The organism is Bradyrhizobium sp. AZCC 1693 (genome assembly GCF_036924745.1).
Taxonomy (GTDB): domain Bacteria; phylum Pseudomonadota; class Alphaproteobacteria; order Rhizobiales; family Xanthobacteraceae; genus Bradyrhizobium.
The window spans coordinates 1-12,579 of sequence record NZ_JAZHSD010000001.1 but is presented as its reverse complement, the minus strand read 5'-3'; the positions used below and the strand labels follow the sequence as shown (position 1 = coordinate 12,579).

Sequence of the window (12,579 nt, the reverse complement as noted above, 5' to 3'; positions counted from 1 at the left end):
GGATAGCCAATCTTGATAAGCCAGAAACCGGCAAACTTACTTCGCCGTCGCGGCTTCGACGGCGCGGCGCGTCAGGACGCCGATCAGGTGCGCGCGATATTCGGCGCTGCCGTGCAGATCGCTGTTCAGCCCTTCCGACGATACCGAGATGCCGTCGAGCACCTTGTGCGAGAAGCGCTTTTTCAGCGCCTCTTCGAACGCGGTGGCACGGAACACGCCGTCCGAGCCCGCGCCGGTGACCGCGACGCGCACATCCGACGGACGCTTGGCGACGAACACGCCAACCAACGCATAACGCGAGGCCTGGTTGCGGAATTTGATATAGGCCGCTTTCTTCGGCAGCGGGAACATCACCTTGGTGATGATCTCGTCGCTTTCCAGCGCGGTCGTGAACAGGCCCTGGAAGAATTCTTCCGCCTTCAGGCGGCGCTTGTTGGTGACGATGGTGGCGCCGAGCGCCAGCACCGCTGCGGGATAATCCGCGGTGGGATCATTGTTGGCGAGCGAGCCGCCGATCGTGCCCTTGTGACGCACCGCGGGATCGCCGATTCCGCCGGCGAGTTCGGCCAGCGCCGGAATGGCTTCGCCGACGATCGGGGACGTCGCGACGGCGGCATGACTGGCGGTCGCGCCGATCACCAGCGAACGGCCCTTCATCTCGATCGCGTCGAGCCCTTCGATATGGGAGAGGTCGACCAGATGCGGCGGGCTGGCGAGCCGCTGCTTCATGACCGGCACCAGCGTGTGGCCGCCGGCGATCACCTTGGCGTCTTCGTTCTTCACCAGGAGATTGGCGGCCTGCCGCACGGTCGCCGGACGATGATATTTGAATTCGTACATTGAGAACTTCCTGATCGCAGTCGCGATGAAATCGATTTGTCGATTAAGCGGATTTGGCCATCGCCTTGGCGCCGGCGGCGATCGACTGGACGATGTTCTGGTAGCCGGTGCAGCGGCACAGATTGCCTTCGAGCTCTTCGCGGATGATTTGGTCCGAAAGATCATGGCCCTTGCGATTGACCAGATCGACCGCGGTCATGATCATGCCGGGGGTGCAGAAGCCGCACTGCAGGCCATGATGTTCGCGGAAGGCTTCCTGCATCGGATGCAGCGGCGCGCCGTCCGCGGCCAGCCCCTCGATGGTGCGAACCTCGTGGCCATCGGCCATCACTGCGAGCGTGGTGCAGGATTTCACCGCCTTGCCGTCGATATGCACGACGCAGGCGCCGCATTGCGAGGTGTCGCAGCCGACATGGGTGCCCGTCAGCCGCAGATTTTCCCGCAGAAACTGGACCAGCAGGGTACGGGAATCGACATTGGCGTTTACGGGATTACCGTTCACGATCAGGGAAATCTTGGCCATCAGCACTCTCTTGAGCTGCACCGCCGCATATCGGCCGCGCAGGCGTTTAAAGTCATTCCAAAAGCCATAATATGGGCCATCCCGATAATGAGCAACCTCACGAGCCCCTCACGAGCCCCTCTCCTGGGGCATGGCCAGATGGACTTGACGGGCCTGTTCGACCGGGGTGGGCCGCGCAGAATCAGCCTTGGTCAGCCTTGATCAACCTTGCACGGCCTTGGCGAAATTGGCGAAGAACTCGTCGGCCAGTTTCTTGGCCGCGCCGTTGATCAGGCGCTGGCCGAGCTGGGCAAGCTTGCCGCCGATCTGGGCCTCGACATTATAGCTCAACAGGGTACCGCCATCCTTTTCGGCGAGCGCCACGGTGGCGCCACCCTTGGCAAAGCCGGCGACGCCACCCTCGCCTTCGCCCGAGATCTTGTAGCCGTTGGGCGGGTCGAGATCGCTCAGCATGACCTTGCCCTTGAACCGGGCGGAGACCGGCCCGACCTTCATTTTGGCGGTGGCGCGGAAGCCGTTGTCTTCGGTCTTTTCCAGCTCCTCGCAGCCTGGGATGCAGGCCTTCAGCACTTCCGGATCGTTCAGCTTGGCCCACACGGCCTCGCGCGACGCCGCAAGCTGGACTTCGCCGTTCATCGTCATGGCCATGGGGGTGCCTCCTGGATCGCCTCAACCTGATATCTCCCAAGTAAAGCACGGCCGGGCCAAAAGGAAGGCCGCCCAATGCGATAAGCGTTGCATATTCGCAAGTGCAACACGAGCGATCCGACAAGGGCATTGGCATTGACCGGCCGGGATGGTTAGGTCGCGCGCAGATGAGCGCCTCACTCTCCCCATTGCTTGCCCCGATGCTGTCGAGCGCCGCGATGCGCGCGACATGCGACGATGCCGCGGCCTTGCAAAACATGTTGGATTTCGAGGCTGCGCTGGCGCGCGCCGAGGCCGCGCTGGGGGTGATTCCGGCAAGCGCCGCGAGACCGATCACGAATGCGTGCAGGACCGAATCGTTCGACCTCGCCGCGCTGGCCGACGCCGCCACCCGCTCCGGTAACCTCGCCATCCCGCTGGTCAAGGCGCTCACGGCAAATGTCGCCAAGGTGGATGCCGAGGCGGCGCGCTATGTGCATTGGGGCGCGACCAGCCAGGACGTGATCGATACCGGCGCCATGCTCGGCCTCCGCGCCGGCATCGACGCGCTGCTCGCCGACACCAATCGCGCGATCGCGGGCTTTGCCGCACTGGCGCGTCAATACCGCCATACCCCCGTGGTCGCCCGCACCTGGCTGCAGCATGCCCTGCCGATGCCGTTCGGGCTCAAGCTCGCCGAATATGCCGCGGCGCTGCACCGCTCGAAGCTGCGGCTGCAGCGCGTGCGCCGCGAGACGCTGGCGCTGCAATTCGGCGGCGCGGCCGGCACACTCGCCGCCCTCGGCGACAAGGGCTTGCCGGTCGCGGAACGGCTGGCGCAAGAACTCGACCTGCCGCTACCCGATGCGCCCTGGCACACCCACCGCGACCGCATCGCGGAAGCGGCCTCGGTGTTCGCCATCATCGCCGGCACCTGCGGCAAGATCGCGCGCGACATCTCGCTGATGATGCAGACCGATGTCGGCGAAGCGTTCGAGCCCTCGGGCGAAGGCCGCGGCGGCTCCTCGACCATGCCGCACAAGCGCAATCCGGTGGCGGCAGCCAGTGCGCTGGCGGCGGCCACGATGGCGCCCAACCTCGCGGCGACGATTTTTGCGGCGCAGGTGCAGGACCACGAGCGCAGCGCCGGTCCCTGGCACGCCGAATGGCCGACGCTGCCGACACTGCTGCTGGTCACCTCGGGCGCGCTGGCGGCGATCGTCGATATCGCCGAGGGGCTGGAAGTCGATGCCGCGCGCATGCGCGTCAACCTCGACGCGACGGGCGGACTGATTATGGCCGAAGCGGTGACGATGGCGCTGGCCGAAAAGATCGGCAAGAGCGATGCGCATCATCTGGTCGAGGCGGCGAGCAAGAAGGCGGTTGCCGACAAAAAGCATTTGCGCGATGTCCTGACGGCGGATGCCAAGATCACCGCGCAGCTCAGCGCCGATAAAATCACTGCACTGTTCGAGCCGATGGCCTATCAGGGCGCCTCGCAGGCGCTGATCGACCGCCTGCTCGCTTCGCTGGACGACAAATAAGAGACCGGAGAATTCCAAATGCCGATGATCGACGCCGACGGGTGCCTGCTCAACGTATCCGTCGAAGGCCGCGACGGCGGCCCGACGCTAATGCTGTCGAATTCGCTGGGCTCGACCATGCAGATGTGGGAGCCGCAGATGAAGGCGCTGACGCAGGTGTTCCGCGTCATCCGCTACGACCGTCGCGGTCACGGCAAGTCGAGCGTGCCGCCCGGGCCCTATTCATTGGAGCGTTTCGGCCGCGACGTGCTGGCGATCCTCGACGACCTCAACATCGCAAAAGCCCATTGGTGCGGGCTGTCGATGGGCGGCATGGTCGGGCAATGGCTGGGCGCCAACGCATCAGACAGATTCGGCAAGATCGTGCTGGCCAACACCACCTGCCATTACCCGGACCCGACGCGCTGGAACGACCGCATCAAGGCGGTGAAGCAAGGCGGCATCGCCGCGGTCGCCGACGCCGTGATGGCGGGCTGGCTGACGGCGGATTTTCGCGAGCGCGAGCCGCAGATCGCGGCCAACATGAAGGCGATGATGCTGACCACGCCGGTCGAGGGCTACATCGCCTGCTGCGAGGCGCTGTCGACGCTCGACCAGCGCGAACTGCTGCCCAGGATCAAGAGCCCGACGCTGGTCATCGCCGGCCGCCACGATATGTCGACGACGATCGCGGACGCCGAATTCATGCGCAGCCGGATTCCCGGCGCAAGCATGACCATCCTCGATGCGGCTCATATTTCGAACGTCGAGCAACCGCACGCCTTCACCGATGCGCTGGTCGGCTTTTTGACGCAACGCTGAGAGGCCCGCAATGGACGACAATCAACGCCGCGACGACGGCATGGCGCAGCGCCGAAAAGTGCTCGGCAATGAATGGGTCGACAAGTCGATCAAGAACCGCAACGCCTTCAACACCGATTTCCAGGACCTGATCACCCGCTATGCCTGGGGCGACATCTGGACCCGGCCGCATTTCGACCATCGCACCCGCCGCGTGCTTGTGATTGGCACCATGGTGGCGCTCGGCCAATGGGATGAATTCCGCCTGCATGTGCGCGCGGCACTGGCCGAGGGCGGCTTCACGCCCGACGACATCAAGGAAATCCTGCTGCAGCAGGCGATCTATTGCGGCGTGCCGGCGGCCAACCACGCGGTGAAGGAAGCGGGCGCGATCATCGCGGAATTAGGTTTGCTGAAGGGTTAGCTGGGAAGGCGCCCGCCCCGGCTGCGATGTGACGAGCGATCTGATGCGATCGGCATCTGAACGCGTGGCGGGATTATAAACAATCATGCCGAGGTGCGGCGTCGGCAGCATCGCAATCGCCGAGCCGGTGAAGTCCTACCCAGGTGATATCTTGAACTCCCAGCCCCCGACGAATCCCGTGGCTGCATCCGGCTCGTTTGCAGCCATGAAGTCATCGCCCTATCGCGCTCAGTTCCTGACCTACGTGCTGGCCATGATGGCCGACAATATCGAGCACGTGATCAGCTATTGGGTGGTGTTCCAGAAATTCCATTCGCCCGCGCTGGCCGGTTTTGCAGTGCTGTCGCACTGGCTTCCGTTCCTGCTGTTTTCGGTCGCCGTCGGCGGGCTGGCCGACCGGTTCGATCCGCGCCGTATCATCCAGTGCGGGATGCTGCTGTTCATGGTGGCCTCCAGCGGATGGGGAATTTTCTTTATCACCGACACGCTGCAAATGTGGCACGCGATGCTGCTGCTGGTCATCCATGGCTGTGCCGGCGTGCTGTGGCAGACGCCGAACCAGTTGCTACTCTACGACATCGTGGGCCCAGCCGATCTGCCGAGCGCGGTGCGGTTGAACGCGACGGCGCGCTATCTGGGCATCCTGGTCGGTCCGGCCGTGGGCGGCGTCATCATGCTGGCGCTCGGCCCGTCCCACGGCATCATTTTCAACACGCTGTTCTATCTGCCGATGCTGCTCTGGCTGTTCTGGGCGCCGACCAGAGCCAAGGACGCCGCACCCCGGCGCATCCCTGTCCGCGGCCTTGCCGACATCGTGCAGACCATCCGCGACATCGGCACGCAGCGGGTCCTGACCTCGATGACGCTGCTCGCCGGGCTCACCTCCTTCATGATCGGCAACGCCTACCACGCCCAGATGCCGGGCTTTGCAGGCGACCTCGGGCACGGCGACCCCGGCGTGTCCTACAGCGTGCTATTGGCTGCTGACGCCGCCGGCGCGCTGCTTGCGGGCATCGCCCTGGAAGCCTGGGGACGGCTCAAGCCTGATCCCCGGACAGCCATCGTGCTGGCCATTCTATGGAGCCTGTCCCTGCTCGCATTCGCGTCCGTTGGGATTTATGCGCTGGCGATCGCGTTGCTGTTCGCCGCAGGCTTCTTCGAGCTGTCGTTCAACACGATGGCGCAGGCCCTGGTCCAGATAAATGCCCCCGCCGATATCCGCGGCCGCGTTGTCGGCCTGTTCAACATGGCAGGCCTCGGCATGCGGGCCTTCAGCGGCATCACCGTGGGCCTCGCCGGTGCTGCGATCGGCATTCACTGGTCGCTCGGCCTGTCGGCTGTCGTGCTATTGGTTTTTCTGTTCGTCCTGTATCGCCGCGCTGCAAAGAACGGCTTGTCGCCGAACTAGCTTTGCTGAAGAGATAGCGCGGCGGACGCCGCGCCGGCTATCGGCTGCGCGGGGCGCTCGATCAGCATGACGATGACCGTGCCGAGCGTCATCATGAGCTCGGCCGCATGCAGCCGAAGCGCAGCCGTCTCGCCGGCCTGCGAGGCCATCAGCACGCCGGCAAAACTCATCACGCTGCCGATTGCAAGCGCCATGCCGAGCGCTTCGTCGCAGCCGCCGCTCCGGCGGATCGACGCGCGGGCGATGAAAACCAGAAACACCGCCAGGAACGCCACCACGGTCATCCGGCCGAGCGCCAACAGCCATGCGACGCGAACGGTGGCCATCCCGGAAAGCTGCAGGTGATCGCTGACGAACAGCGCCAGCGAGATGTTCGGCCGCTCATAGAGACCGTGGATCGGCGAAATGATGATCGTGAGGGCCGCGATGGTCCAGGCCGGAATGAAATAGGCCGCCAGCAGCGCGCCGTTGAATGTGCTGATCCGCCGGTTTCCGGACATGTCGCTTCCCCGCCTAGTCCGCGGCCAACGCTAAGGCGCGGATCGAGACCGACGTAACTCCCCAAGATTGCCAGCGGCAATTTAAACCATTCGTTTACCTTAACGCGATCGGGGAGCGGCCCGCGCTGAAAAAGAAAAGCCCCACCTTTCGGCGGGGCCTTCTTTTTACTCACTGACCCGTCCGGCTAGCGGTCCTGATCAGGCATCTGCTGTCCCTGGCGGTTGGGGTTCGGCTTCTCACGGCCCGGATCCTGCTGCTGCTGACCCGGCTTCTGGCCGCCGCCCTGCTGCTGCTGGCCGGGCTTCTGACCCGGGTTCTGGTTCTGCTGGCCCGGGTTGTTCTGATTGGTCATTGGGGGATCTCCGTTGTTGACCATAGCCGGGATAAACGGAGAGACATGGCATTCGTTGCAAGGGAACGCCGGTTCCGTTGCGATCATTGCGCGGCAAAGGCGTGGCAGCACTGTGAAGCGGGAACCGCTGCGCAAAAACTAGCTCTGTACAAGCCAATTAAGCCGCACCCGGTGCTGTTGCCGCCCCCGGTTCCCACTGTTAGAAAACGACACGACGCGTCGTCTTGGGCTGCCGGAGCTCTCGCCGCGTCGCGGCTCTTCATAGCGTTTTCGAGCGAAGTGGTTACCGGTTCGCGTGAAGAAAACGCGTCAAAAGGAAAACCAGGGCCTGTTCAGTCCTGAACAGGCCCGAGCGGCAGCGCATGGATTATTTCGCCCAGCAACTGATCAACGGCCTCGTGCTCGGCTCGATCTACGGCCTGATCGCCATCGGCTACACGATGGTCTACGGCATCGTCGGCATGATCAACTTCGCCCACGGCGATATTTTCATGATCGGCGGCTTCATCGCGCTGATCACGTTCCTGATCCTGGTCTCGTTCGGCCTGACCGCCATCCCCCTGATCCTGCTGGTGGTACTGCTGGTATCGATGGCGATTACGGCGCTCTACGGCTGGACGGTGGAGCGCATCGCCTACCGGCCGCTGCGGCATTCGTTCCGGCTGGCGCCGATGCTCTCCGCGATCGGCATGTCATTCGTGCTGACCAATTATTCGCAAGTTGCGCAGGGCGCGCGCGTCAAACCGGTGCCGCCGATCATCACCGGTGGCTACACCCTGCATGAGGGCGCGGGCGGCTTCGTGGTGCAGCTTTCCAACATCCAGATCATCGTTGTCATCACCACGATCGTGCTGCTGGCGCTATTCACCTGGCTGGTGTCGAGCACGCGACTGGGGCGCGACATGCGCGCCTGCGAGCAGGACCAGACCATGGCCTCGCTGCTCGGCGTCGACGTCGACCGCACCATTTCCATGACCTTTGTGATCGGGGCTGCGCTCGCCGCCGTCGCCGGCATGATGTACCTGCTCTATTACGGATTGGTCGATTTCTTCATGGGGTTCGTCGCCGGCATCAAGGCATTCACCGCCGCCGTCCTCGGCGGCATCGGCTCGCTGCCCGGCGCAATGCTGGGCGGACTCCTGATCGGCCTGATCGAGACGCTGTGGTCGGCCTACTTCTCCGTCGAATACAAGGACGTCGCTGCGTTCTCGATCCTGATCGTGGTCCTGATCTTCCTTCCGACCGGCCTGCTCGGCCGGCCCGAAGTCGAAAAAGTCTGACGGACGACAGCGTGAGCGCAACCCCCGCCGCCCAAACCTCGCGCGCTCCGGGCGCCGCCTTCATCTTCAAGAAAGCGCTGATCAGCGCGCTGGTCGCGCTGGTGCTGTTTTCGCTGATGATCGGCGTGCGCACCGAGGCCGGACCGCAGGGACAATTGATCTACTGGACGCGCTTCGGCGACCTCGCCGTCATGGTCGCGGCCGTGTTCGGCGGCAGCATCGTCGTCGAGTTGCTGCGGCAATGGTGGAGACCGGTCGACACGGTCAGAATCGTGCCACCTTCCGTGCAGAGCACCCTCGCCGTCGCGCGCCGCGCCATCGCGCCCGTGCTGCTGGTGTTCACGTTTCTGGTGCCGGTCCTGTTCTATGACGAGCGCTACATTCTCGACCTCGGCATCCTCGTGCTCACTTACGTGATGCTCGGATGGGGGCTGAACGTGGTGGTCGGCCTCGCCGGCCTGCTCGACCTTGGCTACGTCGCGTTCTACGCGGTCGGCGCCTATTCCTACGCGCTGCTGGCGACCAATTTCGGACTGTCGTTCTGGGTCTGCCTGCCGCTCGCCGGCATCCTCGCCGCGTTCTGGGGCGTGCTGCTCGGCTTTCCCGTGCTGCGGCTGCGAGGCGATTATCTCGCTATCGTCACGCTGGCCTTCGGCGAGATCATCCGCCTCGTCATCATCAACTGGCAGAGCCTGACCGGCGGGCCGAACGGCGTCACCGGCATTCCCCGCCCGACCCTGTTCGGCATCCCGCTCACGCCCGGCGACGACGGGCTTGCGGCCATGCTCGGCATCGAATTTTCGCCGACGCACCGCATCGTGTTCCTGTTCTATTTGATCCTGGCGCTGGCGCTGCTCACCAACTGGGTCACGATCCGCCTGCGACGCCTTCCGATCGGCCGCGCCTGGGAAGCGTTACGCGAAGACGAAGTCGCCTGCCGCGCGCTCGGCATCAACACCACCACGACCAAACTCACGGCGTTTGCGACGGGCGCGCTGTTCGGCGGATTGGCTGGCGCGTTCTTCGCCACGCGGCAGGGTTTCATCAGCCCGGAATCCTTCACCTTCCATGAATCGGCGCTGGTGCTGGCAATCGTGGTGCTCGGCGGCATGGGCTCGCAACTCGGCGTGGCGCTCGCAGCACTTGCCATGATCGGCGGCTTCGAGCTGTTCCGCGGGCTCGACCAGTACCGCATGCTGGTGTTCGGCATGGCGATGGTGCTGCTGATGATCTGGCGGCCGCGCGGCCTGATCGGCCATCGCGCGCCGACCGTGTTCTTGAAGCACAGCCAGGCGATCTCATCCGACCTCGTCAAGGAGGGCCACGGATGAGCGGCGATCAGATCCTGTCCGTCGATCGCCTGTCGATGCGCTTCGGTGGCATCGTCGCCGTCAACGACCTCTCCTTCAACGCCGAGCGGCGCAACATCACCGCGCTGATCGGACCGAACGGCGCCGGCAAGACGACGGTGTTCAACTGCATCACCGGCTTCTACAAGCCGACCTCGGGCGCGATGCGGCTCGCGCATGATGACGGCCATGCCATCCAGCTCGAACGGCTGAACGATTTCCGGATTTCCAAGCTGGCCAAGGTCGCGCGCACTTTCCAGAACATCCGGCTGTTTCCCGGCATGACGGCGCTGGAGAACCTGATGGTGGCGCAGCACAATGCGCTGATGCGCGCCTCCGGGCTGACGTTCCTTGGGCTGATCGGCGTACCCTCCTGGCGCAAGGCCGAGCAGGCCGCAATCGATCTGGCGCGGACCTGGCTCGACCGCATCGGGCTATTGGACCGCGCCGACGATGCCGCCGGCAATTTGCCCTATGGCGACCAGCGGCGTCTCGAAATCGCGCGCGCGATGTGCACGCAGCCCGCGCTGCTCTGCCTCGACGAGCCGGCGGCCGGACTGAACGCGCGCGAAAGCGCCGCTTTAAGCGAACTGTTGCTCTCGATACGGGCCGATCAGGGCACCTCGATCCTCTTGATCGAGCACGACATGTCGGTGGTAATGGAAATCTCCGACCACGTGGTCGTGATGGACTACGGCGTCAAGATCGCCGAGGGCACGCCGCAGCACATCCGCGACGATCCCAAGGTGATCGCCGCCTATCTCGGCGCCGACGAGGAAGAAGCCATCGCCGTGATGGAGAGCGGAACGTGACCGCCCCATCGAAGACGCCCCTGCTCGCGATCCGCTCGCTGCGCGCGGCCTACGGCAAGATCGAGGCGCTGAAGGGCGTCGATCTCGACATCAACGCCGGCGAAATCGTCGCCCTGATCGGGGCCAACGGCGCCGGCAAGTCGACCCTGATGATGACGATCTTCGGCCGGCCGCGCGCCCGCGCAGGGAGGATCGAATTCGACGGCCACGACATCACGGACGTGCCGACGCATGAGATCGCCAGGCTGCGCATCGCCCAATCGCCCGAGGGTCGCCGCATCTTCCCGCGCATGAGCGTGGCGGAAAACCTGCAGATGGGCGCCGACGCGACCGATAGCAGCGAGGCCGACCGGACGAGCGGCCTGGAACGCGTCTTCGCGCTGTTCCCGCGGCTCAAGGAACGCATGACCCAGCGCGGCGGCACGCTGTCCGGCGGCGAGCAGCAGATGCTGGCGATCGGCCGGGCGCTGATGAGCCGGCCGCGCCTGTTGATGCTGGACGAGCCGTCGCTGGGGCTGGCCCCCCTGATCGCGCGGCAGATTTTCGATGCGATCCGGACCCTGAACCGGCAGGACGGCCTGACCGTCCTGATCGTCGAACAGAACGCCAACCATGCGCTGAAACTGGCCCATCGCGGCTATGTCATGGTCAACGGCCTGATCACGCTGTCCGGAACCGGCAGCGAATTGCTGCAGCGCCCGGAAATCCGCGCCGCCTATCTGGAGGGCGGCCGGCGGGAATAGTCACGTTCCCACCTGCCTCCCACCTTGCCGCGGCGCGTGCTGCGGCAAGGTGCTGCGAACCGACCGTGGATTTGCCCGAAAATTGCCGATGACTTCGCCGTAAAATCAGCCGACAATAGGCGTGATTTTCGTACCCGGGTCACCGGGTGCTTCCCGAAATCGACTGACCTGCGAGGATATCTCATGAAATCACTGAAACTTATCGGCCTGGCTCTGGGCGCATCGTTGGCGCTGTCGACAACGGCGCTGGCGCAGGACATCTCCATCGCAGTGGCGGGCCCGATGACGGGCGGCGAATCCGCGTTCGGCCGGCAGATGAAGAACGGCGCCGAACAGGCGGTGGCCGACATCAACGCCGCCGGCGGTGTGCTCGGCAAGAAGCTGGCGCTGCAGATCGGCGACGATGCCTGCGATCCCAAGCAGGCGCGCTCGGTGGCGGAAAAGTTCGCCAGCGCCAAGATCCCGTTCGTGGCCGGTCACTTCTGCTCGTCGTCGTCGATCCCGGCGTCGGAAGCCTACGCCGACGGCAACGTGCTGCAGATTACGCCGGCCTCGACCAACCCGCTGTTCACCGAGCGCAAGCTGTGGAACGTGGCGCGCGTCTGCGGCCGCGACGACCAGCAGGGCCTGGTTGCCGCCGACTACATCGTCAAGAACTACAAGGGCAAGAACGTCGCCATCCTCAACGACAAGACCACCTACGGCAAAGGCCTTGCCGACGAAACCAAAAAGGCGCTCAACAAGGCCGGCTTCACCGAGAAGATGTTCGAATCCTACAACAAGGGCGACAAGGATTTTAACTCGATCGTGTCGCGCCTGAAGCGCGACAATATCGATCTGGTTTTTGTCGGCGGCTACCATCAGGAAGCCGGCCTGATCCTGCGCCAGATGCGCGACCAGGGCCTCAAGACGGTGTTGATGGCGGGTGACGCCATGAACGACAAGGAGTTCGCCTCGATCACCGGACCGGCCGCCGAAGGTACGCTGTTCACCTTCGGTCCCGACCCGCGCAACAAGGCGACGGCGAAAGCAATCGTCGAGAAGTTCAAGGCCAAGAACATCGATCCCGAAGGCTACACCCTCTACACCTACGCCGCGATGCAGGTCTGGACGCAGGCGGTGACGAAGGCGAAGAGCACCGATCCGAAGAAGGTCATGGAGACCATCAAGGCCGGCGAATGGGACACCGTGCTCGGCAAGCTGGGCTTCGACGCCAAGGGCGACATCAAGGTGATCGACTACGTCGTCTACAAGTGGGACGCCAAGGGCAACTACACCGAGATCAATCCGAAGGGGTCTTGATCTCTTCATCGATCAGAACGTCAAACGCCCCGGCTTGCCGGGGCGTTTTTCATTTTCGGTTCCAGATAATTTTCCGGTCACGGGAACAAACGGG

Annotated in this window: 14 protein-coding genes; 9 read left to right on the top strand and 5 right to left on the bottom strand. The window is 64.2% G+C overall.

What is annotated here, in order from left to right:
• Nucleotides 1-36 precede the first annotated feature (36 nt).
• The 3 genes from V1293_RS00070 to V1293_RS00060 form a co-directional block, all read right to left on the bottom strand.
• Nucleotides 37-840 (bottom strand): FAD binding domain-containing protein, encoded by an 804-nt coding sequence (locus V1293_RS00070; RefSeq protein WP_334505616.1) that lies wholly within the window; start codon nucleotides 838-840, stop codon nucleotides 37-39.
• Between the two features lie 43 nt (nucleotides 841-883).
• Nucleotides 884-1,363: a (2Fe-2S)-binding protein gene (locus tag V1293_RS00065; protein WP_334505614.1), complete on the bottom strand. Its 480-nt coding sequence runs from the start codon at nucleotides 1,361-1,363 to the stop codon at nucleotides 884-886.
• A 201-nt stretch (nucleotides 1,364-1,564) separates the two neighbouring features.
• On the bottom strand, nucleotides 1,565-2,011 hold the full coding sequence (locus tag V1293_RS00060) for an SRPBCC family protein (RefSeq protein ID WP_334505612.1): 447 nt from the start codon (nucleotides 2,009-2,011) through the stop codon (nucleotides 1,565-1,567).
• Between the two features lie 167 nt (nucleotides 2,012-2,178).
• Between V1293_RS00060 and V1293_RS00055 the strand changes: the two genes are divergently transcribed.
• From V1293_RS00055 to V1293_RS00040, 4 genes are all read left to right on the top strand, one after another.
• On the top strand, nucleotides 2,179-3,534 hold the full coding sequence (locus tag V1293_RS00055) for a 3-carboxy-cis,cis-muconate cycloisomerase (RefSeq protein ID WP_334505610.1): 1,356 nt from the start codon (nucleotides 2,179-2,181) through the stop codon (nucleotides 3,532-3,534).
• 18 nt (nucleotides 3,535-3,552) lie between these two features.
• On the top strand, nucleotides 3,553-4,335 hold the full coding sequence (gene pcaD / locus V1293_RS00050; RefSeq protein ID WP_334505608.1) for a 3-oxoadipate enol-lactonase: 783 nt from the start codon (nucleotides 3,553-3,555) through the stop codon (nucleotides 4,333-4,335).
• 10 nt (nucleotides 4,336-4,345) lie between these two features.
• Nucleotides 4,346-4,738, top strand: coding sequence for a carboxymuconolactone decarboxylase family protein (locus V1293_RS00045; protein ID WP_057902478.1), 393 nt, complete (start codon nucleotides 4,346-4,348; stop codon nucleotides 4,736-4,738).
• 151 nt (nucleotides 4,739-4,889) lie between these two features.
• Nucleotides 4,890-6,146, top strand: a complete 1,257-nt coding sequence (locus tag V1293_RS00040) for an MFS transporter (protein WP_334505606.1) — start codon at nucleotides 4,890-4,892, stop codon at nucleotides 6,144-6,146.
• On the opposite strand, the gene V1293_RS00035 is transcribed toward V1293_RS00040, so the two are convergent.
• Nucleotides 6,143-6,646: a hypothetical protein gene (locus V1293_RS00035; RefSeq protein WP_334505604.1), complete on the bottom strand. Its 504-nt coding sequence runs from the start codon at nucleotides 6,644-6,646 to the stop codon at nucleotides 6,143-6,145. The two genes, V1293_RS00040 and V1293_RS00035, sit on opposite strands and share 4 nt — an antisense overlap.
• 185 nt (nucleotides 6,647-6,831) lie before the next feature.
• Nucleotides 6,832-6,999: a hypothetical protein gene (locus V1293_RS00030; RefSeq protein ID WP_334505602.1), complete on the bottom strand. Its 168-nt coding sequence runs from the start codon at nucleotides 6,997-6,999 to the stop codon at nucleotides 6,832-6,834.
• A gap of 362 nt (nucleotides 7,000-7,361) precedes the next feature.
• On the opposite strand from V1293_RS00030, the gene V1293_RS00025 reads away from it, so the two are divergent.
• The 5 genes from V1293_RS00025 to V1293_RS00005 all read left to right on the top strand — a co-directional run bounded on the left by V1293_RS00025 (nucleotide 7,362) and on the right by V1293_RS00005 (nucleotide 12,485).
• Complete coding sequence (locus tag V1293_RS00025; protein WP_334505600.1) at nucleotides 7,362-8,279, top strand: ABC transporter permease subunit; 918 nt, start codon at nucleotides 7,362-7,364, stop codon at nucleotides 8,277-8,279.
• Nucleotides 8,280-8,290: 11 nt separating this feature from the next.
• Nucleotides 8,291-9,610, top strand: coding sequence for a high-affinity branched-chain amino acid ABC transporter permease LivM (gene livM / locus V1293_RS00020; RefSeq protein WP_334505598.1), 1,320 nt, complete (start codon nucleotides 8,291-8,293; stop codon nucleotides 9,608-9,610).
• Entirely contained in the window at nucleotides 9,607-10,440 is an 834-nt protein-coding gene (locus V1293_RS00015; RefSeq protein ID WP_334505596.1) for an ABC transporter ATP-binding protein, read from the top strand. Before livM ends, V1293_RS00015 begins: the two co-directional genes overlap by 4 nt.
• Nucleotides 10,437-11,183 carry an ABC transporter ATP-binding protein gene (locus tag V1293_RS00010; RefSeq protein WP_334505594.1) on the top strand — a complete coding sequence of 249 codons (747 nt, stop codon included), beginning with the start codon at nucleotides 10,437-10,439 and terminating at the stop codon, nucleotides 11,181-11,183. Before V1293_RS00015 ends, V1293_RS00010 begins: the two co-directional genes overlap by 4 nt.
• A 183-nt stretch (nucleotides 11,184-11,366) precedes the next feature.
• Nucleotides 11,367-12,485, top strand: a complete 1,119-nt coding sequence (locus V1293_RS00005) for a branched-chain amino acid ABC transporter substrate-binding protein (RefSeq protein WP_334505592.1) — start codon at nucleotides 11,367-11,369, stop codon at nucleotides 12,483-12,485.
• Nucleotides 12,486-12,579 lie beyond the last annotated feature (94 nt).